Origin of the sequence: Streptomyces camponoticapitis, from assembly GCF_014646115.1 — a bacterium.
Taxonomy (GTDB): Bacteria; Actinomycetota; Actinomycetes; order Streptomycetales; family Streptomycetaceae; genus Streptomyces; species Streptomyces camponoticapitis.
Genome location: NZ_BMMV01000040.1, coordinates 1 through 20,993 on the forward strand (window position 1 = coordinate 1; position 20,993 = coordinate 20,993).

Consider the following 20,993-nt stretch of genomic DNA (forward strand, 5'->3'; position numbering starts at 1 on the left):
CACCGACCTCTTCGACCGGCCCACCCCCGAACTCCTGGCCACCACGATGACGAACGGGGACGGAGAGAACACTGCCTCGGTGGTGCTGCCGCTGCGGACCGGCGGGGCGCGCCCGCCGTTGTTCTGCGTCCATCCGGGAGGTGGTTTCGGATGGTGCTACGCAGGTGTGCCGCGCATGCTGGGCGCCGGCCGTCCGGTCCATGCCTTCCAGGCACGCGGGCTCGACGGCAGGCCGGACGCGATCCTTCCCGGCACGCTGGGGGAGATGGCCGCCGACTACCTGGGCCACGCCCGCGAGCTTCAGCCGACAGGACCGCTCCATCTGCTGGGCTGGTCGCTGGGTGGCGTCGTGGCACACGCCATGGCGGTTGAGGCCCAGCGACGGGGCTGGGAGGTCGGAGCCCTGATCATGCTGGACAGCTATCCGGCGCCGGACCTCGGAGCCGACGTGAGGGCCGCGGTGGGGGACTTCGCCGACATCGAGGCGTTGACGGCCGAGGCGATCGGCCCCGGCCTCACCGCAGGCCAGCTGCTGGGAAGGGGCGGGGAGGATGGCGACGGGCGCGCCGAAGCCGTACTGCGGCGGGTGGTGACCAACAACCTTCAGTTGCTCGGCGGGCACCGCCCTGGGGTCTTCCACGGGGACGCCCTGCTGGTCCCGGCTGGTCTGGAACCCGTTCCCGGCGGACCTCGGAGCCGTTGGGCGCCCTACGTCACAGGCGAACTCACCGTGGCACCCGTTCGCTCCACCCACGGCGAGTTGCTGGCCGCCGAGCGCAGTGAAGCCCTGGGTGAGGTGCTGAGGAACTGGCTCGGCCGAGGCCACTGAGCCGTGCGGCCGGTTCCGCGGAAACCTGATTCCATCAACAACCGAGCCCGAGCAGACACACCGGAAAGGGAACAAGAATGTCCGACACCATGGATCGCTACAAGGTCGTCGTCAACGACGAGGAGCAGTACTCGATCTGGCCGGAGCATCGCCACGAGCCGGCCGGATGGCACGCCGTCGGTTTCTCCGGCGAGAAGCCCGAATGCCTCGAGCACATCGAGAAGATCTGGACCGACATGACGCCCAAGAGCCTGCGCTGACCGGTCGCCGTCGGGCACGGAGGGAGGGAGGGGAACATGGCGGTGCGAAACCGGAACACCCGGGTGTCGTCACGGCTGACACGCATCGCGGGAAACGACGCGGCAGGCCTGAGGCTGGTGTGTCTGCCGTACGCCGGAGCCAGCACCATGGTCTACCGGGGCTGGCCGGCCCGGCTGCCGGCCGGGGTGGACATCCTGGGGGCCGACCCGCCGGGCCGGGCGCCAGCCCCGGCCGGCAGGCAGACCCCGGGTGGGTTGTCAGAGGTGGCGGCGGTCATGGCCGCGGAGATCGCCGCTCTGCCCCGCCTCCCCACCGTCCTGTTCGGGCACAGTCTCGGCGCGCTGCTCGCCTACGAAGTGGCCGTCGAACTCACCCTGCGCGGCGTGCCTGTTGAGCACCTGGTGGTGTCGGGGTGCGCGGCACCGCACCGGAGCGAGAAGTCGGCGCCCTTGAGCCATCTGGGGCAGGAGGAGTTCTTCGCGGCCTGGAACGCCTCCATGGAACTTGCCGAGAGCATCCGGGACAGTCAGGAGCTGCGGGACCTGCTGTATCCAATGATGCGATACGACATCTGGCTCTACGACACCTATGTGTGGTGGAGGCGTGCCGGACTCACCTGCCCCGTGACAGCTTTCGCGGGGTCCGTCGACGGCCTCACGGCGGATGACGCCATGAACTCCTGGTGGGACCTGACATCGGGCGCGTTCTACTCACGGCTATTCGCCGGGGACCACTTCTTCCTGCACTCCAGTGAACGGGAGGTCGTCGAGGAGGTCGGGGATCTCCTCGACGGCGTCAGGAGAAGAGCTCTGCCGCGCTGAGCCGAGAGGTCGGATGACGGCGAGAAACAGTCCCATGCGGGGGCGGTCCGGTCACGGGTCGCCCCCAGGGCGTTTACGCCTGGACTCACGGGTCGCGCTCCGGTCCGGTCTCCCGGATCCGCGCGTTGCACAGCGATTGTATCCGCGTCGTACGCGGCCGGATCAGGGCTGCCGGTACCGTCCCGGAGCACCGGAAAAAGAAGGTGGGTGAGGGATGAGGAATGAGCCCGTCGCCCTCTCGTATGGCCCACTCGGAAGCGCAGGAGTCCATGGTGGGGAAGGCATCCGACCTCGCGGCCACCGCGGCCCTGCTGCAGATCGGCGCCGAGCTGGGCGTGGACCAGGTACCGCGCCACCGGTGTCACCTTCGGTGAAGGCGCGGGCGCCATGGTTCTCACCGCGAGCGACGACCGCTACTTCACCATCGAAGGGACCAAAGTCTTCCTTCAAGCCGTTCGCCGTACGGGCGAGTCCGCCACCACGCTCCTGAGCCGGATCGGCTGGCAGCGCGGCGAGATCGACCATCTGGTTGGTCGTCAGGCCAACGCGCGCATTCTCGGCGCGCTCGGCCGGCCACCTGGACGTCCCCATCGAACGCGCCGTCGTCAACATCGACAGCGTCGGAAACACCTCTGCCGCATCCATCCCCCTGGCCCTCACCCATGGCGCCGGGAAGGGGCGGTTCGCACCCGGCGACCGCGTCCTCATGACCGCTTTCGGCGGCGGGCCGGCCTGGGCCTCCGCAGCCGTCACCTGGCCTGACATCACACCCCTGTGAGCGGCCGCACCGTGCTGAACGTTCCGGACATCTGAGGAGTGAATAGCGATGAGCATGACCATTCTGCTGCTGGAGCGGCAGATTCTCGACCACATCGTGGAAAAGTTCGCGGTTCCTGACGACACCACCCCGGGCACCGGCTGGGAGGACTTCGGCTTCGACTCGCTGGCACTGGTCGAACTCAGCCTCGTGCTGGAGAAGAAGTACGCCGTCCAAGTGGACGACGTGGAGCTGAAGGAGGCCAGCAACGTTGCGGGGATAGCCGCACTTCTGGTCTCCAAGGGTGTCTCCAGTGCCTGAGACCGCCTCCGACGCCAAGACCGGAGGGGCCGACCTGGATGCGGGCTTTTCCTGCCTGCGGACAACAGAACACGTTCAGCGGGTCGGCAAGCACTTCCTCGATGCCGGTGTGGTGTCCGATCTGGTCGCGGCGAGGGCAAAGTGGGCGGGGACGGACAAACTCGCCGACGCGTATCTGGACTGCCTCCTCGACAAGTACGACGGCACCTACAGCTACACGACGTACCTGGCGCTACCGGTGCTCATGCCCGTCCTGAGCGGCCCGCGGCCGCGGCTGAGGGCCGGTGACCTCACGGCGTACCTGATGGCGGACCTGCTCCGTTTCGAACTGCGGGCCCTACACGGCCTGCACGACCTGATGCCCGACGGCAGGCCCTCCCCGGCCATGGTGCGCAAGCGGGTCACCCTGGGCGTCCGCTTCCTGTTGTCCCGGTCCTCAGCCGGACCGGGCGGGACGGACCAGGCGGACCTGATGGCGCTCGCCCGGGCGCCCCAGAACCTGGAGAACGCCCGCCAGCTGCTGGCGGCGCTGCCGCGGAGCCACGACCCGGACACCGCGATGCGGATCTCCGCATCGGTGCTTCCCGTGGACGTGCTGCACGACGAATACCTCTTCATCCGCGTGCTGCAGAGTTACGAGACGGTGTTCACGGCGCTGGTCGGGCTCCTGCAGACCGCTGTCCGTGGCCTGATGACGGGCCGAGCGGAGACGGCCCGTGAAGCGTTGACGGAGGCCGCCGACTGCATTCTGCTGGCAGGCCGCCTGTTCAGCGTGCTGGCGACCATGAGCGCCGAAGCGTTCCGGCGGTTCCGGACCTTCACCGAAGGCGCCAGCGCCATCCAGTCCGAGCACTACAAGCGGTTCGAACTGCTCTGCGGCGTGCCCCGTCCGGAGCGGCTCGGGTCGGCTGCCTTCGACAACGTTCCGTCGCTCCAGACAGAGGCTCGCGAAAACCCGGACACGGTGACCCACGCGTATCACCGGGCCCGGGCGGACAAGCTGTTCACCACAGCCGAGTGGGAGGATCTCGACAACGCCGTTGACGGTCTGGAAAAGGCGCATCAGCAGTGGAAGACCACCCATTTCCGGCTGGCGTCGAGAATGCTCGGGGGTTCGCCGGGCACCGGTTACACCGAGGGTGTGCCCTATCTCGAGCACGTCCTGGACAACAGGCTCTTCTGGGCGGTACGGGGGGACCGGTGACCGGACTCCGAGAGGGAACCTGTCCGGGCGGCGGCCGTGACGGTCTTCGGCGCGCCGGCTCAGTAGCTCCCGGCCGCCCCCGGAAAGGCGTTCTCTCCATCGGCCCGAGAGATGTGGCGGCGCATCTCCTCCGCCGCGGAGTCCAGCAGCTCGTCGAAGATTTCGGGGCCGCCCACCCGCGCGCCTGCGGCCTGCCGGCTGTCGTCGGGCTCGGACCACCTTTCCATCGGTGATTCCATGCACCATTGGCGTGAACCGACTTCAGGAGCGTTCCGCCTCCGTCGCTTCCCCCGGGTACCACTTCTTCCTGCGCTCCCACGAACGGGAGGTCGTGGGAGCGTCGGGGCCCTTCTGGGTGTGGTGGGGAACGCCGTCGGCCCGAGACCCTGATCAGCACCTGTCCTTTTTGTTGTACGGCAATTGTATCTGCGTCATGCGCCGCCCGATCGGGGCCGCATGTACCTTCAACGAAGCACAGAGAACACTGAAAGCGAATAAGTAGACGGCTGCAATTGCGGACCGGCCCACAGTACGGGGCCCTGCGGACCGTGCAGGACATTCAGCCTGCCTGGGCAGCCGGTCGACGGAACGCGACAGAAGGGCGTCTGCTCGCTTCCGGATTCGCACCGCAAGTCGCTCGTCGGCGTTGCCGACACCCCCGTAGAGGAGAAGACATGAGTCGGCCGTCGGCACTCAATTCCCCACTCGAGTCCCCGTTGGACAGAGCCGCCGACATCGCGGCTACCGCGGCTCTGCTCCAGATCGGCGCCGAGCTGGGCGTGGATCAGATGCTCGACGTCGGCGCCGTGTTCGGCATCAATGAACTTGCCCGGCACACCGACCTGCCGGCGCCCGGCCTCAAGGAATATCTGACCGCACTGGTGGCGGCCGGCCTGGTCGTGGAGACGGGTGCCGCGGGGCAGTACCGGCCTGCTGACGACTACGCGGACCGACGGTACGAGGCAGGGTATGTGTCCTGGTCGGTCGGTGCGAACTATCCGTTCATAGAGAACGCCCGGTCGTTCCTGTCGGACCGGGACGGAGCCGGACGGGTGCATCACCGTGACGGCCGAAGGGTCGCCGTCAGCTCCCGCTGGGTGGGTGAACGGGGCTTCTATCAGGGGGTGTACGAGCATGTCCGGGCCTCAGGCGCGCGTCGAATCACCGACCTCGGCGCCGGGGCGGGGCGCCTGCTGATCAAACTCTTGCTGGAGGATCCGGCTCGCACCGGTGTCGCCCTCGACATCAGCGGAGCGGCCTGCGCCGCGGCCAAGGAGGCCGCTGTCCAGGCGGGTGTGGAGGACCGGCTGGAGGTTACCGAGCGCCCGATCGAGTCGCTCATGGACGACCTCTCCCCGGTGGACGGGGCCGACGCCGTCCAAGCGTGCTTTGTCATGCACGACGTCGTCGAGGACGACACGGTGTTCCGGAAGGTACTGGCCGGCTGCCGCGAAGGGCTGGCGCCCGGCGGCTGCATGGCCGTCGTGGACGCGGTCTCCTACGCACCGGGCACGGAGCGGAAGTTCAGCGCGCTGTTCACGTATCTTCACGCAAACTTCATGGACATCCGACTGCCCGCGGAGCGCGAGTGGCTGCAGAAGTTCGAAGCCGCGGGGTTCTCGTCGGTGACGTCTGTGCCGCAGCCCATGCCCGGCAGCCGTCTGTTCATCGCGGCCAAGTAGTGGCGGACCCGACGAAAGGAGCCGAGCTGATGACGGTGTCGGCCACACGTTCTATGTACCAGGAGCTCGCGGCGCAGTTGTGGGCCTCCACCCAGGAGCGCAAGCCGGTGGAGCCGCTCTCGGCACGCCACCCGGAGCTGACCCTTGCGGACGCCTACGAGGTGCAGCGCGAACTGCGCGCCATGGAGGTCGCCGACGGCGCGAAGCTGGTCGGGTACAAGATCGGTGTCACGAGTGAGGCGATGCAGAAGGCGTTCGCGATCGATCACCCGGACTTCGGTCATCTGACAGACCGGATGCTGCTGCCGGACGGGGCCTGTCTGGACGCGGCGCGGTTCATCGCCCCCAAGGTCGAGGCGGAGATCGCGTTCCGGGTCGGGGAGGATCTGCGGGGCGGTTCGGTAACCGCGGCGGACGTCCTGGACGCGACCCTTGCGGTCCGTCCGGTGCTCGAGGTGCTGGACAGCCGGATCGCCGACTGGCGGATCAAGCTGGTGGACACGGTTGCCGACAACACGTCCTCCGCGATGGTCGTGGTAGGTCCCGAGGTGCCTTTCGGCCCCGCCGAAAGGGTCGATCTGGCAGCCGAGCACCTGATCTTCCAAACGGGGGAGCGGACGCAGACGGCGTACGGCTCGGCGGTGATGGGACATCCGGCCGAGTCCGTGGCCTTCCTGGTGCGGATCCTCGACACCTTCGGCGAGGGGATCGGGGCAGGCGACCTGGTGCTTGCGGGTTCCTGGGCCGAGGCCGTCGACCTGGTGCCCGGGCTCGCGGTCGAGGCGTCCTTCGCGGCCCTGGGCTCGGTGTCGCTCACTGTAGGGGAATCGGCCGGCGGTTGCGCCGAAGCGGAGGCGGCGGGGGCATGAACCAGAAAGGACGGCTGTCCGTCGCGGTGATCGGCGCCGGACTGATCGGCGTCGATCTCGCGACCAAGATCTCACGCTCGGACCGACTCGGCCTGGAGTTGGTCGTGGGCCGTGACGAGAGCACTCCGGGCCTGAGGCGCCTGGCAAAGGAGGGCCTGCCGGTCGCGGCGAACGGCATCCGCTCCCTGATCGAGCGAGACACACCGTTCGACGTGGTGTTCGACGCCACCAACGCGCTGGCGCACCCCGAACACGCGAAGCTGCTGAGCCCGTTCAGCGCCTTGCTGGTCGACCTGACTCCCAGTCAGGTGGGGCGAATGGTGATTCCGACCGTCAACGGGCTGGACGCGCTGTCCCACCGGAACGTGAACATGGTCAGCTGCGGCGGACAGGCCGCGATTCCGGTGCTGCATGCCGTCGCGCGCAACCACCCGATCGAGTACGCGGAGGTGGTGACCACCGCCGCCGGCCCGAGCATCGGCCGCTCCACCCGGCTGAACCTCGACGAGTACATCGAGACCACCCAGGACGCGGTCCGGGAGTTCAGCGGAATCGAGGACGTCAAGGTAATGGTCAACCTGAGCCCGGCCCGACCCCCCGTGACCTTCCGGGTCGCCATTTCCCTGCTCGGGGAGGAGTTGTCGCAGGAATCGGTCCGCGCCGCGGTGGATTCGGCGGCGCAGGAGATGCGCGCATTCGTAGGCGGCTACACCGTGACCGCCTGCACCGTCAATGGCGGCAAGGCATTCATTGCCGTCGAGGTCGACGCCTCCGGCGACCGGATCCCGCGTTACGCCGGCAACCTCGACATCATCAACTCCGCCGCACTGCATGTCGCCGAACAGTACGCGGCCGTCCAACTGTCCAGCGCGTACGCGGAGACGTCATGAGCCATGTGCTGATTCACGATCCGACGCTGCGGGACGGCCACCACGCCGTTGGCCACCAGCTCGACGCGGCGCAACTGCGTGCCTATGCGGCCGCGGCGGACGCGGCGGGGATACCTGTGGTCGAGGTGGGACACGGCAACGGTCTGGGCGCCTCGTCACTCCAGGTGGGACGGGCACGGCTCAGTGACGACGAGATGCTGTCGGTGGTCAGGGAGGCCCTGACGCACAGTCGGATGGGTGTCTTCATGCTGCCCGGCTGGGGTCGTGCCCAGGACTTGGACAAGGCGATCGCCCACGGTGCCGACGTGGTGCGGATCGGCACCCACTGCACCGAGGCCGATCTCGCGGAACGGCACCTGGGCCACCTGAGCGAGCGGGGTGTCGAGGCCCATGGTGTGCTCCTGATGAGCCACATGGCCGGTCCCGAGCAACTGGCCGAGCAGTGCGCCCGACTGGTGGAGTTCGGGGCGTGTGGGGTGGGGATCCTGGATTCCTCCGGCCACTTTCTTCCCGCCGACGTCACCGCGCGCGTCGCCGCGATCCGGGCGGCGGTCGATGTGCCGGTGATGTTCCACGGGCACAACAACCTCGGTATGGCCGTCGCGAATTCGGTGGCGGCCGTGGAAGCTGGCGCGGAGATCATCGACGCCTGTGCGCGCGGTTTCGGCGCGGGCGCCGGCAATACGCAGCTCGAGGTGGTGGTGCCGGTCCTGGAGCGGCTGGGACACACCACCGGCATCGACCTGTACCGGCTGCTGGACGCCACCGACTTCGCCGGGCGCGAGTTGATGAAGGTTCCTCCGACCATCGACTCCCTGGGGGTCGTCAGCGGTCTGTCGGGGGTGTTCTCCGGGTTCAAGACCCGGGTGCTGGAGATCTCCGGGCGGGAGGGTGTCGACCCGCGCGACGTGTTCTTCGAGCTGGGCCGCCGTCAGGCGGTGGCCGGGCAGGAGGACCTGATCGTGGACGTGGTGGCCGCTCTGCGGTCGGCCGCACGAGACCAGGAGCGGCATGCCTAGGAATACCGCGCCCGGCCCCAGACTCCGCGCCGTCCTCGATTCGATCCCCGGCTACCGGCCCACCGAGGGCATCTACGCCGCGGTGCCCGCTCGTCCCCTGTCCGCCAACGAATCCCCGCACGATCCCCTGCCTGGTCTGATCGCGGCGATCGCGGCGGCGGGTGACGCGGTCAACCGCTATCCCGACCCCGAATCTGCCGAACTCACCCGGGCGATCGCCCGTCGATATGGCATCGATCCTGATCGGGTACTCGTCGGCGCCGGATCCGTCTCCCTGCTGCAGGCCATCCTTCAGGCCGTCGCGGAACCGGGTGCGGAGGTCGTCCATCCCTGGCGCTCCTTCGAGCTCTACCCCGTCCTCGCCGAACTCGCCGGAATCCGGTCGGTACCCGTCCCTCTGACCAGAGGCCGCAATGACCTGCACGCCCTGGCCGATCGAATCACCGACGCCACTCGACTCGTCCTGGTCTGCAACCCCAACAACCCCACCGGCACCGTCCTCGGCCTGCCGGAACTCAAGGAATTCCTGGCCCGGGTACCGGCGACCTGCCTGGTGGTCATCGACGAGGCGTACTTCGAATACGTCCGTGACGAGGCCGCGTGCAGCGGCATCGCCCTGCTCGACGCCCACCCCAACCTCGTGGTGACCCGCACCTTCTCCAAAGCCTACGGACTCGCCGGTCTTCGCGTCGGCTACCTCCTCGGCGCCCCGCACAGCGTCGGACAGCTGCGCAAGGTCCGCCTCGCCTACTCCGTGAGTACCGTCGCCCAGCAGGCCGCGCTGGCCGCACTCCGGCTGGAGGACGAACTCCTGCGGCACGTCGACGCGACGGTCGCGGAACGCGCCCGGATGCGAGACGCCTTGCTGGCCGGGGGCTTCGACGTACCCGACAGTCAGGGAAATTTCCTGTGGCTGCCCCTCGGCGACGCGTCGGCCGCCTTCGGTGACCTGTGCACCTCCGCGGGAATCGCCGTGCGGACCTATGCCCACGAGGGCGTACGGGTATCGGTCGGCTCGGCCCAGGACAACGACGCGTTCCTCACCGTCGCCACGCGTGAGAGGAGCACAGTATGCACGCCGCAGTGATCGGACTCGGCACCCATCTCCCTCCACGCCTGGTCACCAACGGGGAGCTCGCAGCGCGGTTCGACACCAGCGACGAGTGGATCACCTCCCGCACCGGTATCCGTACCCGGCACTGGGCCGAGCCCGGCACCGCCACAGGCGATCTCGCCACCGAGGCCGGCCTGCGCGCGCTGAAGTCCGCCGGTCTGGCCCCCGGCGACATCGACGTCGTGGTTCTGGCGACGACCACGCCAGATCACCCGTGCCCCGCCACCGCCCCCGACGTCGCCTCACGCCTCGGACTCGGACCGGTACCCGCCTACGACATCGCAGCCGTGTGTTCCGGCTTCCTCTACGCCCTGGCCATCGGCCAGGCCCAGATCGCCGCCCAACAGGCCGGCACGGTGCTGGTCATCGGCGCCGAGACCTACTCGACCATCCTCAACCCCGACGACCGCACCACCAGCGTCATCTTCGGCGACGGTGCCGGCGCTGTCGTCCTTGCCGCCCGGGAAGACACCGACCGGCCCGGTGCCCTGCTGGGTACCCACCTCGGCTCCGACGGTGCGCACAAGGACCTCATCCGCATCCCCGCCGGCGGCTCCCGTTACCCCACCACCGCGTACACGCCCGAGGCTGACCGTTACTTCACCATGGAAGGACCGAAGGTCTTCCGGCAGGCCGTCGTCCGGATGGGTGAATCCGCCACCACCCTTCTTCACCGCATCGGCTGGGTGGCCGAAAAGGTCGACCACCTCGTCGGCCACCAGGCCAACGCCCGCATCCTCACCGCACTCGCCGGACAGCTGGATATCCCCGTCGAACGCACCGTCGTCAACATCGACCGGGTCGGCAACACGTCCGCGGCCTCCGTCCCCCTCGCCCTCGCCCACGCCGCCCGGCAAGGTCGGCTCACCCCCGGCGACCGCATCCTCATGACCGCCTTCGGCGGCGGGCTGACCTGGGGCTCCGCAGCCCTTACCTGGCCCGACATCACGCCGCTGTGAGCTTCCCGATCACCCACCACGAACACCGTAGGAGCACATGCAATGAGCCTGAGCGGCGCACTGCTGGAGCATCAGATCCTCGAGCACCTCATCGAGCGTTTCGAGATCCCGGCCGGCAGGGCTCCCGAGCGGGCGAGTTGAGTCGCCTGGTACCTCACTCAACGCTGCAGGAGCCCTGCCCGTCGCCGCCAGCCCACCCGCACGGGACCGGGAGTGAAAAAGCCGGTGATCGACGGGCCGTCAGCGGAGAACGTCGAAGCGCTGACCCGGCGCCTCCGAGGCGCCGTCGACCCGGGCGAGATGACGTCGTACGTCTTCGGCGGCGGGGTCCTGCAACTCGTCGAAGATCTCGGCAGCGACCAGCCACTCCGCCACCGCAGCTAGGCTCTCCCCCATCTCTTCGAGAGTCTCTCCCAGACGGACGCACGTCTCGGCCTCGTGATAACGGTCCGCGGAACCGCGGAAAAGAGCCACCGACTGCCGATAGCTGCTAACCGCCTCATCCCAGCGACCCAGGCCATGAAAGGCGTAACCCAGGGTGTCGAGCGTGGCAGCCTGGCCGTTGACATCGTTGATCTGCCTCTGGATCTCCAGAGCTTGCTCACAACTGTCCACGGCCTGGGTGAAGTTGCCGGTCGTGGCCGAGACCCAGCCGATCGCATTGAGTGTCCGCGCCTCACCAGGGGCGTGCCCCGCAAGCCGATGGAGCCGCAGTGCTTCCCTCGCGTGGACGAGAGCCGCTTGCAAGTCTCCGGTGACGAAGGACACCTCGGTCCTGTTGTGCAAGGACTGTGCTGCTCCTCGCACATCGCGAGCCTGTTCATACCTGAGTTGGGCATGTTTGAGATGATCGTCGGCCTCCGCGAACATCCCCAGACGGGTCATCGCCCGGCCCAGCAGCCGGTGGGCCGTCGCCTGCCCGGTCATGGACTCGCTCCGCTCAGCGGCAGAGAGCGCCAGACGCTGGACGGTGAACTGGATCTGCCACAGACCCTTGGGGGCAAGAAAGGCGGTGAGTGCCCAGGCCAACTGCCAGGCATGCGTCCCGTAACCGTTCTCCGTCTCCTGGCGGACCAGCCGGGTGAGTACATCCAACTCCGTTCCGAACCAGGCCAGCGCCTCGGCCTGATCACTCGGCGGCGCGTAGGAGTCGGGGCTGCTTGGCGGATGAGGGGTAAAAGTCAGCCACTGAGGCTGCAGACACACGGCAGCGGAGTGGGAGCGGTGAAGGTAATAGTCGTACATCCGCTCGCGAGCGGCTCTCTGGCTGTCGTGTGGTTCGGAGGACCGCAACAGTTCGACCGCGTAGCCCCACAGCAAGTCATGGGCGGTGTACCGGCCCGGAAAGCCCTCGTCCAGCAGGTGAAGGCTCGTCAGCTCACGCATATGCTGCCTGACCACGTGAACGGGACTGCCGATGAGAGCAGAGGCGGCCTCCTCGCCGACCTCCGGACCCGGGTGCAGCCCGAGCAGCCGGAAAGCACGCGCGGCATCGGGCGACAGGCTTCGGTAGGACCACCCGAAGGCCCCCCGCACGTCACCGACGGCCAAGGCGTCGAGACGGTTCTGGCTCCGTCGAAGGTCCGCCGCAACGCTCTCCAGCGAGACTTGGGAGTCACTCGCCAGACGTGCGGCCACCACGGACAGTGCCAAGGGAAGTCCGCCGGTCGCCTTGGCGATGCCGTCCAGCGATTCCTGATCATCGGAGATTCGCTTCTCGCCGAGTCGGAGTCGCAGCATCGTCCGGGACTCGTCGTGGGACAGGGCCGGTACAGGAAGGGCGTGGGCGCCTTCCGAAACGATCAAGCCGTGCAACTGGTCGCGGCTGGTCACCACCACGGCGATGCGTCCGGCGCCGGGTAGAAGGGGACGAACCTGCTCGGCGTCACCCGCGTTGTCAAGGAGCAGCAGTATCCGTCGGGAGGCGAGCAGACTCCGGAACAGAGCGGTGCGCCCCTCCAAAGAGGCGGGGATCCTGGTCTGTGCTACACCGAGTGCATCCAGAAAGTCTCTGAGAACCTCGAAGGGCGAAAGCTTGGAGTCCTTGTCGTAGCCGCGCAGATTCACATAGAGCTGGCCGTCGGGGAAGGAAGCGGACATCTGGTGCGCCCACTGCAGAGCCAAGGTCGTCTTGCCGACGCCGGCCATTCCGCACACCACGGTGATCGCTGTCAATTCGGCGCCTTGCGGCGAAGAATCGAGCCTCGCGTCGAGCTGTGCGATCTCCTTTCGCCGCCCGACGAAAACATGTGTGAGTGGCGGAAGCTGCCGGGGTATCACATGCGTATGAGGAAACTTCCGCTGGCTCTCGTTGGGCCTAATCTCTTCCCTTCTCGCGGCGAGCGGGCGGCGGTTCAGAATGTTGTCGTGCAACTGCGCAAGTCGGGGACCGGGTTCAAGACCGGTCTCCGTCACGAATATCTTCCGGGCCTGGCGGAAAGCAGCCAGAGCGTCGGTAGTATTGCCCATCTCGTAGAGTCCTGTGAGTAACTGACACCAGGCTCGCTCTCTGAGGGGAGCACGGTCGAGCAGCTGACGCATTCGATGAACTACGTCCATCCAATTCTCGGCGCCGAGGAGCAGTTCGCCGTAGTCCTCTTCCGCGGCAAGATACCTTTCCTCGATACGCGCGACCCACTCGGCCAACGGCGAATGGTGAGGCAAGCCGGCCAGAGGGCTTCCCCGCCGCAGGCTGAGCGCACGCGTCCATTCGGCCTTGGCGACGACCGAGTCACCGTCGGCGGCCGCCGCTTGTGCCCGGGTGATGGCCCTGTCGAATACTTCCAGATCGAGCTGGCCTGGCAGCAGACGCAAGATGTAGCCGCCGCGGGTGGGAGGCAGGCCGTCCCAGGAGTCACTGTGCAGCACCGTCCGCAACCCACGGGCGTAGGACCGCAGGTTTGACGCAGCTGACGCGGGAGGCTCGTGACTCCACAGCACGTCGATCAGTTGTTCCGAGGTGACCAATTCGTCTGCCTTGGCGAGCAGGGTGGCAAGCAGAAGACGTTGTTTGACCGATCCGAGGCCGACCGGGCGGTCATCCTGGTACGCCCTAAGAGGTCCAAGTACCTCAAACCGCACAGACATGTTTGACACCCTCGCTATCAGGATCTAACGCCGACTCGGGCGCAAAGCTATCGAGATCTTTGGAAAAGCCGGACAGGCGGGTACGGCTCCGGAAGCAGCTCACGTTCCGCATCAGCCGCCACTCGCGGCGGCCCCGACCCGTGGAATTACCGCCCCAACTTCCAACCGACTCCGCGGCACTGCCGAACAGCCGAACGGCGGGTCTCCCGAAGGGCTTTTCATGGTCAGTGCACCGACGCTCCGTATCACCCAACCCCTATGAGCCGACGCGGAACGCGCTGCGGCAATCAAGGACGCAGCCCCGCGGCGCGGCAGCAGAGTCCGGTACTTTGAACCTGGCCCCGTGTTCCACGCGCCGACCGCCGGGATTCAGAGCGGGAAAGTGACAATAAAGGTGGGTATGCGCGCCCGCCAAGTCCGGTTTCAGCCCTACGGTGGGGACCGTAACGCAGCCCGGTCGCCGAGTGTGCCGGTCGGTTGACCCGCACGGAACGGCCGCCGCGCACACCACCAGGTCATTTGCCGCCCCCGACAGGTGCTTTGCCTCGCTCATCGGTCAACTATCCTTGCCGCCATGTGGCTTGGGGTGGGTAGGGAACTTCAAGATGGGTGGCCTGAACACCGTAAGGTAGGTGAATACCGAGTTGTGCCGCTTCCCGCTCGGATCCAGGAAGCTGTCGAGTGGTACACGGAGCCTTTTCCATCCTTGGTCTGAGCTGGGGTGATGCAGGCAGAGGATGGCCTGGACAAGGCTCGTGATGGGGGTGTGTGACACCCCCTTTCTGGCCTCGTTCATGGACCATAGGCACATTGTGGGCTTCGGACTTTGTCACCCGTGCAGGAAGCTTTGTCAGTGGTGCACCGCCTCAAGGTCGCGCCGCTTCAGGCGAGAAGGCTCTGCCTCTACCCGTCGAAGCCGTTGCACAACAAGAGGTGATCCCGCCAGACTGATGTCGGGAACCGTTCGTGTCGAGGGGGGTCTTGTGGGGGAATGGGCCGAGGTGCCGACGGGCCGGCACCATGACTGCGGCGGACGAGGGTCCGCCGCATGAGCCCGGTCCTGGACACCGCGTTCATACCGCCGCGGGACCGGGAGGAAGTGGTCCGCAACGCGGTGTGGAAGTCCATGGTGGCGGTCGACATCGACCACCGTCCGCCGGCTGAGGACATCTCCGTCCGCATCGGGCTCGGCGCCGTCGGGCCCCTCAGGATCTGTTCGGCGCAGGCGACCGCGGTCACCCTCCGCCGGACGGAGCGGCTCGCCCGGAAGGACGAGGAGCCGGCCGTCACTCTCGGTGTTCAGATGACGGGCAGCAGCATGGTGGTACAGAACGGCCGCCAGTGCCTGCTGAGGCCGGGAGACTGCGCCGTCTTCGAATCGATCACTCCCTACACACTGCTTTACGACGAGGGAGTCGACTACCGCTTCATCCGTTTCCCCCGCGCGGCACTCGCGCTCCCCGACCGGCTGCTGCGGGACATCGCCGCGGTCCCTCTGGGACCCGACAACCCCATCGCGCGTCTCGCCTTCACCTACTTCTCCCACCTGGCCGTCAGCGACGAATTGCACCAGGGTGTGCACGCCGACGCCGTCGTGGCACCCAGCGTCGAACTCCTCCGTGCCGTCCTGACGTCCCAGCACGGCAACACCGGCCTGGCCAGGGCGCCGTTGGAGGCGACGCTCAGCCTGCGGGTCACTCATTACATCCGGCAGCATCTGGCTGATCGTGATCTGTCGGCGGCGCGGATAGCCGCCGCGCACGACATCTCCGTACGCCATCTCTACGCGGTGCTGTCCCGGTCGGGCATCAGCCTCGGAGACTGGATCCGTACCCGCCGCCTGGCCGAATGCAGGCGGGAGCTGGCCGGCCCGAACGGGCAGCTGCGGACCATCGCGGCGATAGCACGGAGCTGGGGCTTCATGGACGCCACCCACTTCAGCAAGGTGTTCAAACAGACCTACGGAATCTCCCCCCGGACCTGGCGCGACCAGAACCACCCCCGCTCCTCGGCGTGATGGTCCCCACGCGGCCGCGCTTCGCGTGACCTTGGACGCGCGGTCTGGGGCTGCGATTCGGGCGACCAGCGCCAGTTCTCCGGTTTCGGTGAGCTCCGTGGTCGTGGCACGTCACGGGCGCGGTCGAGCGCACCCCGAGCCGGCTGACGCTCACGCGTAGGGCGAACCCCCGGCCCTCGCGGCGTGGAGTGCTGGGCCGACAAGGGCTACCGGGGCGCCGGTGAGCCGGTGACACCGTCCGAGCCGTTGCTGCCGGTCTGCCACGTCTTTTCATTCCCGGGCGGGGAATTACGTCACTCCGGGCTTCAGGATGCCGTTCGAGCGCGGCCCGCTCGGCGTCGGCCGGCTCGGTCGTGCGGAGGAAGTCGGCGACCTTGCCGGCATGGCGAGGGTGACCGGCGGCTCCGGGGCTGGGGCGCGGGTCGCCTGGTGCGACGTAGTCCTTGTTCGCCCGGACCTGGTTCTTGAGCAGGTCGGGCGTGAAGCCGGGATCGAACAGGCGCAGGTCGTGTGAGCGCCGGTCTAGCCAGGAGTCGCCCGGCGTACGAGTGCCGGGCAGCAGCACCTGGACGGACCCTGGGGACAGTTCGCCCGACCACAGGGGCGAGAAGACCTCACGAGTGAGTACGTTTCCCCGTCCCGCCAGGAACTTGATCCAACGGGCCCGGCCGAGATCGCGGACAATGTCGCCTTCGGCGGCCGACTGGTGACGGCAGATGACTGGGTGAGGACGCTCAGACGGTGGCCGGGACCTTGGGCGCGGTCCCGGACTCCGTGCCGGGGGTGGCGTCCTGGTCGGCGTCCTTCTCCCCGCGTCCGCCCATGCCCTTGAGGAGGATGACCAGAGCGGCGCTGACCGCCGTACCGGCCAGGATCGCGATCAGGTAGAGCACCGGGTTGCCGATCAGTGGGAGTACGAAGATCCCGCCGTGCGGGGCCCGCAGGGTGCACTCGAAGAGCATCGACAGCGCGCCGGTGACCGCGCCGCCCGCCATGGCGGACGGGATGACGCGCAGCGGGTCGGCCGCGGCGAACGGGATCGCGCCCTCGGTGATGAACGAGGAGCAGAGCACCCACGCGGCCTTGCCGTTCTCGCGTTCGGTGCGGGTGAAGAGGCCACCGCGTACGACGGTGGCCAGCGCCATGGCGAGCGGCGGGACCATGCCGGCCGCCATCACGGCCGCCATCACCTTCAGGCTGCCATCGTTGGGGTTGGCGAGGCCGCCGACCGCGAAGGCGTAGGCGACCTTGTTGAGCGGTCCGCCCAGGTCGAAGCACATCATCAGGCCGAGGACGACACCGAGGATGATCGCGTTGGTGCCGGAGAGTCCCGACAGCCAGTCAGTGAGGGCCTTCTGCAGCTCGGCTATCGGCTTGCCGACCACCAGGAACATCAGAAAACCGACGACGGCGGAGGAGATCAGTGGGATGATTACCGGCTCCGGCGCCGTACGTGAGCAGTTCCTCCGCCGCCTTGAGCGCGTCGCCGACGGTGGCGAGCGGGCGGCTGACGGCGGTGGCCAGTTCCTCGGAGTTGGGCTTCACGACGTCCGGTCGTTCCTTGAGCGCGGCCAGCAGCGAGGCGCCGGAGGTGTCGAGCGCGATGCGGGCGCCGGCCGCGTGGGCGCGTTCAACGAGTTGGGCGTACCAGCGGGGGGTCGAGTCCGCGCGGCAGGCTGCCGCGGTAGGCGATCCAGTCGCCGGCCGCCACAGCACGGTCGTCGAGGGCGGACAGCAGCGCCTCCGACTCGGCCGGGGTGAGTTCGGGGCCGGGCGCGTTGATCTTCGTCAGCGTGCCGTCCGGTTCGGCGAGGGCGATGTTCGAGCGGGTCGCGCCGGCGATCGGCACGGGTGCGACGTCGATGCCCTGGCCGGCGAGGAGTTGGGCGACGAGCGCGCCGGGGGCGCCGCCGAGGGGCAGCACGGCGACGGTACGGTGCCCGGCGGCCGCGACCGCCCGCGAGACGTTGACGCCCTTGGCGCCGGGGTCCATCCGCTCGACGGTCGCGCGCAGGACCGCGCCGCGGTCCAGGGCGGGTATCTCGTACGTACGGTCCAGGCTGGGGTTCGGGGTGACGGTGAGGATCATGCGGGTGCCTTCCGGGTCCTGACGGCCGGCGAAGCCGCGTCGTTCGCCACGTGGTCAGACACTCAGCACCTCCGTGCCCGCCGCCTCGATCGCCGCTCGCGCGCCCGGGGCGATCCCGGTGTCCGTGATCAGCAGGTCGATGTCGGCGAGGCGGCCGAAGCGGGCGAAGTGTTCCTGGCCGTGCTTGGCGGAGTCCGCCAGCAGTACGACGCGGCGGGCCGCCGCGACCAGGGTGCGCTTGACGGCCGCCTCGGCGAGATCGGGGGTGGTGAGGCCGCCGTCCGGCGAGAAGCCGTTGGTGCCGAGGAACACGATGTCGGCGCGGATCTCGCCGTACGCGCGCAGCGCCCAGGCGTCGACGGCGGCGCGCGTACGGTGCCGGACCCTGCCCCCGACGAGGTGCAGGTCGATGCCGGGGTGGTCGGCGAGGCGCGCGGCGACGGGCAGCGCGTGGGTGACGACGGTGAGTTCGCTGTCCAGCGGCAGCTCGGCGGCGAGCCGCGCGACGGTCGAGCCCGCGTCGAGGATCACGCTGCCGGTCGTGGGCAGTTCGGCGAGCGCGGCGTGCGCGATGCGGTCCTTCTCGTCCGCGGCGGTGGACTCGCGCTCGGCGAGGTCGGGCTCGAAGCCGAGGCGGCCGGCGGGGATGGCGCCGCCGTGCACCCTGCGTACGAGACCGGCGCGGTCGAGCGCCTTGAGGTCGCGCCGTACGGTCTCTGGCCGAGAGCCGGCGTCTGGGGTCGGCTCCACGAAGAGATCCTGCACCGCCTGGACGACGCCAGCCTGCTCGATCTCTCCCGGGCGGTCCTCGACTCCGCGCACGTGAGGGCTAAAAAAGGGGCGAACTCACAGGTCCGAGCCCCGTGGACAGGAGCAAACCGGGTTCCAAGATGCACGTCCTGTCGGACGCGAACGGACTGCCCCTCCTCGTCGGCCTCTCCGCGGCGAACACCCACGACAGCCTCGCGCTGAAGCCCATGATCGAGGGCCACCAAACGAGACACGATCCCCATCGTGGCCGCTACCTCAAGCCCCAGCGCCTGCATGCGGACGAAGCGTACGACGTCCCTCGCCTGCGGAAATGGTTATGGGGCAAGCGTATCGGCGTGCGCATCGCCCGCAAAGGAGTTGAGTCCAGCGAGCGGTTAGGACGCCGGCGTTGGGTCATCGAGCGGACCATGTCCTGGCTGACCGGCTACCGCAGACTCAACCACCGCTACGAACGCCACCCCCGCAACTACCTGGCCTTTCTCGGCCTCGCCGCCGCCCTCTGCTGCTACAGACGACTCGTCCGACTCACCACATAGGACACCGTCTAAGGGGAGACAGGGAGCGGCTCTATGCCGATCACCGTTGCGGATCTGATCGTGCAAGGGCTTGAGAACACGGCGAAGAACCTGTCCGATCTGGCGAAAACCGACATCATTCAGGACCTCGCAGCCCTGGCATGAAGGCGTGCTCCATGCCAGGGCTGCTGGGCGTCCGGGAAAGCGACGCAGACCGTGGATCGGGCCTCGGTCTCGTCGGAGCGCAGGATCAGACGAATGCCGTGCTCATGTCCCCAGAATTCTCGTACGAGCGAGCACATTCGGCACATCGTTCGAGGCCGACCAGAGATACGAGCTCTGGCTGGCGTCAGGCCGGCCACCCGTTTGCGTGGTTGCAGGGTGGTGCGAGCCGTTCGAGATCAGTGCCGGCCGCCGTGGCTCGCTCGACTACCGTTCCCCGGTTTGAGCCCCTCGGTACACAGCATGGTGGCTCAGCCGCTCCTGCTGCCGTACGCGCCGCGTCATGATGATCCCTGGGATACCGAGCGCCAGCAGCACCGGGATCGCGGCGGCGATCGCGAACCAGAGAATGATCGCAAGATAGCCGTAGGCGGCGTCGTCCCCGTCGGCCTTCACCAGGAAGAGGACGCTGGCCACGAAAGCGACCACCATGAGACTCGCGACGGCGATCGCCAGCCAGAGCAGGACGCGGGCCCAATGCCGGTAACCGGCGCTGACCTCCTGGAACCGTGGCGGGCCGTACTCACCGGGCGGACCGGGCAGGGGTCTTGGTGCCGGGCGTTGGGCCGGCCGCTGATCAGACATGAGGTCCAGTTCTACAGTGCGCGGCCCCGTGACAGCGACTTCCGCCGTCACGGCCCGCACCGCGCCGGAGCGTCGTCCCGTGGGTCACTTCTTCACCGAGTCCCACGCGCCGGCGTTGAAGCTGCGCAGAAGGGCGATCAGCGCGGCTCCGAGTCGCCAGTCCACACCGGGTGCGTGTACGTGCAGTTTGTCGCCCTTGGACTTGAACTCCAGCGGTGACTGCCCGTTCGCCCGCCACCGGATGCGCCGGGGTGCGCGTGCGAAGCCGCCCTCGTTGCCGGGGACGCTGTCGAAGACGCTGAACACGAGGACCACCGTCATCAGGGGCAGCAAGAGCCACCACATCCACCACCATAGGATCCTCCCCTTGAAGCCGACCGCTTCAAAGCCGCCGGTCTGGTGCACGGTCCAGCGGGTGCGCACGCCCCTGCCGCGGAGCGCCTTCTCGCGCGTGAGCATGCCGATGACCTCGCCGTGTGCACCGAGCACCTGAAATTTCGCGACGCCGCCGCCGACCGATACCGTTACCACGGTGGCCACCCGCTCCCGGCGTCGATCGTCGGCCCACAGGGCGAAGGAACGAGCCCCACCGCCCCGGGCCGCAAGGTACGCGGACGTGCCTCCCGGCGGCAGTTCACGCTCCACGTACACGGCCGACGGCGCCGCCCCCGACCCGTCGGAGAAGCTGACCATGTGTGTCACCTTCGCCTGACCCTGGCCGTCGACGAGTCTCGGCCCGCCGTACATGGTCAGTACGTTGCTACTCATTCGACATGCTCCAATTAGTGATCGTACCCAGGCCATCCCACGCTGGCCTCACTCGCCACCCGACGAGTAGCCCCGCCCCGCAGAGGCACCTGTCAGCTCGGGTGACACGTTCGGTCACGCGGCCCCGTAGCCAGTTCGAGGATTCGGACACAAGCGTGGTCACGGGCTCGGCACTCAGGACGCCAGGGGCGATAGCTTCCGGCCCTGTCATTT

19 protein-coding genes and 4 pseudogenes are annotated in these 20,993 nt (G+C 68.0%); 16 read left to right on the top strand and 7 right to left on the bottom strand.

Annotation, left to right across the window (positions count from 1 at the left end; translation table 11 throughout):
- The 7 genes from IEY79_RS35590 to IEY79_RS35620 form a co-directional block, all read left to right on the top strand.
- A partial coding sequence (locus IEY79_RS35590; protein ID WP_189111807.1) for an alpha/beta fold hydrolase occupies positions 1-829 on the top strand: 829 nt, incomplete at its 5' end.
- Positions 830-906: 77 nt separating this feature from the next.
- Positions 907-1,089, top strand: a complete 183-nt coding sequence (locus IEY79_RS35595) for an MbtH family protein (RefSeq protein WP_189111808.1) — start codon at positions 907-909, stop codon at positions 1,087-1,089.
- A gap of 36 nt (positions 1,090-1,125) precedes the next feature.
- Positions 1,126-1,911, top strand: a complete 786-nt coding sequence (locus IEY79_RS35600) for a thioesterase II family protein (RefSeq protein WP_189111809.1) — start codon at positions 1,126-1,128, stop codon at positions 1,909-1,911.
- A gap of 221 nt (positions 1,912-2,132) precedes the next feature.
- Positions 2,133-2,285, top strand: a complete 153-nt coding sequence (locus IEY79_RS35605; protein WP_189111810.1) for a hypothetical protein — start codon at positions 2,133-2,135, stop codon at positions 2,283-2,285.
- A gap of 155 nt (positions 2,286-2,440) precedes the next feature.
- Positions 2,441-2,689, top strand: coding sequence for a 3-oxoacyl-[acyl-carrier-protein] synthase III C-terminal domain-containing protein (locus IEY79_RS35610; protein WP_189111811.1), 249 nt, complete (start codon positions 2,441-2,443; stop codon positions 2,687-2,689).
- A 48-nt stretch (positions 2,690-2,737) separates the two neighbouring features.
- The gene (locus IEY79_RS35615; RefSeq protein ID WP_189111812.1) at positions 2,738-2,989 is read left to right on the top strand and encodes an acyl carrier protein; all 252 of its coding nucleotides are present in this window, start codon (positions 2,738-2,740) and stop codon (positions 2,987-2,989) included.
- Complete coding sequence (locus IEY79_RS35620) at positions 2,982-4,193, top strand: tryptophan 2,3-dioxygenase family protein (protein WP_189111813.1); 1,212 nt, start codon at positions 2,982-2,984, stop codon at positions 4,191-4,193. Before IEY79_RS35615 ends, IEY79_RS35620 begins: the two co-directional genes overlap by 8 nt.
- A gap of 59 nt (positions 4,194-4,252) precedes the next feature.
- Here the strand turns inward: IEY79_RS35620 and IEY79_RS35625 are convergent, their stop codons facing one another.
- Complete coding sequence (locus IEY79_RS35625) at positions 4,253-4,420, bottom strand: hypothetical protein (protein ID WP_189111814.1); 168 nt, start codon at positions 4,418-4,420, stop codon at positions 4,253-4,255.
- A 447-nt stretch (positions 4,421-4,867) separates the two neighbouring features.
- Between IEY79_RS35625 and IEY79_RS35630 the strand changes: the two genes are divergently transcribed.
- The 6 genes from IEY79_RS35630 to IEY79_RS35655 are packed head-to-tail and all read left to right on the top strand — an operon-like array spanning position 4,868 to position 10,726.
- The gene (locus IEY79_RS35630; protein ID WP_189111815.1) at positions 4,868-5,875 is read left to right on the top strand and encodes a methyltransferase; all 1,008 of its coding nucleotides are present in this window, start codon (positions 4,868-4,870) and stop codon (positions 5,873-5,875) included.
- A gap of 29 nt (positions 5,876-5,904) precedes the next feature.
- Complete coding sequence (locus IEY79_RS35635) at positions 5,905-6,744, top strand: 2-keto-4-pentenoate hydratase (protein ID WP_189111816.1); 840 nt, start codon at positions 5,905-5,907, stop codon at positions 6,742-6,744.
- Positions 6,741-7,634 carry an acetaldehyde dehydrogenase (acetylating) gene (locus IEY79_RS35640; protein ID WP_189111817.1) on the top strand — a complete coding sequence of 298 codons (894 nt, stop codon included), beginning with the start codon at positions 6,741-6,743 and terminating at the stop codon, positions 7,632-7,634. Before IEY79_RS35635 ends, IEY79_RS35640 begins: the two co-directional genes overlap by 4 nt.
- Positions 7,631-8,653, top strand: a complete 1,023-nt coding sequence (gene dmpG, locus IEY79_RS35645) for a 4-hydroxy-2-oxovalerate aldolase (RefSeq protein WP_189111818.1) — start codon at positions 7,631-7,633, stop codon at positions 8,651-8,653. The genes IEY79_RS35640 and dmpG overlap by 4 nt, the downstream gene beginning before the upstream one ends.
- On the top strand, positions 8,646-9,740 hold the full coding sequence (gene hisC / locus IEY79_RS35650; RefSeq protein ID WP_189111819.1) for a histidinol-phosphate transaminase: 1,095 nt from the start codon (positions 8,646-8,648) through the stop codon (positions 9,738-9,740). Before dmpG ends, hisC begins: the two co-directional genes overlap by 8 nt.
- A complete protein-coding gene (locus IEY79_RS35655) occupies positions 9,725-10,726 on the top strand; it encodes a beta-ketoacyl-ACP synthase III (RefSeq protein ID WP_189111820.1) in 1,002 nt (333 codons plus the stop codon). The genes hisC and IEY79_RS35655 overlap by 16 nt, the downstream gene beginning before the upstream one ends.
- Positions 10,727-10,966: 240 nt before the next feature.
- Here IEY79_RS35655 and IEY79_RS35660 read toward each other — a convergent pair whose 3' ends face one another.
- The gene (locus tag IEY79_RS35660; protein WP_229701409.1) at positions 10,967-13,813 is read right to left on the bottom strand and encodes an AfsR/SARP family transcriptional regulator; all 2,847 of its coding nucleotides are present in this window, start codon (positions 13,811-13,813) and stop codon (positions 10,967-10,969) included.
- Positions 13,814-14,861: 1,048 nt separating this feature from the next.
- Here IEY79_RS35660 and IEY79_RS35665 point away from each other — a divergent pair.
- Entirely contained in the window at positions 14,862-15,830 is a 969-nt protein-coding gene (locus tag IEY79_RS35665) for an AraC-like ligand-binding domain-containing protein (RefSeq protein WP_189111821.1), read from the top strand.
- A gap of 310 nt (positions 15,831-16,140) precedes the next feature.
- Positions 16,141-16,344 (top strand): hypothetical protein, encoded by a 204-nt coding sequence (locus tag IEY79_RS35670; RefSeq protein WP_189111822.1) that lies wholly within the window; start codon positions 16,141-16,143, stop codon positions 16,342-16,344.
- Positions 16,345-16,564: 220 nt separating this feature from the next.
- Here IEY79_RS35670 and IEY79_RS35675 read toward each other — a convergent pair.
- From IEY79_RS35675 to IEY79_RS35685, 3 pseudogenes are all read right to left on the bottom strand, one after another.
- Positions 16,565-17,266 (bottom strand): annotated as a pseudogene (locus IEY79_RS35675) (PTS fructose transporter subunit IIC); the annotation flags it as partial.
- A gap of 1 nt (position 17,267) precedes the next feature.
- A pseudogene (locus tag IEY79_RS35680) lies at positions 17,268-17,919 on the bottom strand (1-phosphofructokinase family hexose kinase); the annotation flags it as partial.
- Between the two features lie 54 nt (positions 17,920-17,973).
- Positions 17,974-18,636 (bottom strand): annotated as a pseudogene (locus IEY79_RS35685) (DeoR/GlpR family DNA-binding transcription regulator); the annotation flags it as partial.
- On the opposite strand from IEY79_RS35685, the pseudogene IEY79_RS35690 reads away from it, so the two are divergent.
- A pseudogene (locus IEY79_RS35690) lies at positions 18,634-19,226 on the top strand (IS5 family transposase); the annotation flags it as partial. The pseudogenes IEY79_RS35685 and IEY79_RS35690 sit on opposite strands and share 3 nt — an antisense overlap.
- A 408-nt stretch (positions 19,227-19,634) precedes the next feature.
- Here the strand turns inward: IEY79_RS35690 and IEY79_RS35695 are convergent.
- A complete protein-coding gene (locus IEY79_RS35695; RefSeq protein WP_189111823.1) occupies positions 19,635-20,012 on the bottom strand; it encodes a hypothetical protein in 378 nt (125 codons plus the stop codon).
- An 84-nt stretch (positions 20,013-20,096) separates the two neighbouring features.
- Complete coding sequence (locus IEY79_RS35700) at positions 20,097-20,780, bottom strand: hypothetical protein (protein ID WP_229701410.1); 684 nt, start codon at positions 20,778-20,780, stop codon at positions 20,097-20,099.
- Positions 20,781-20,993 lie beyond the last annotated feature (213 nt).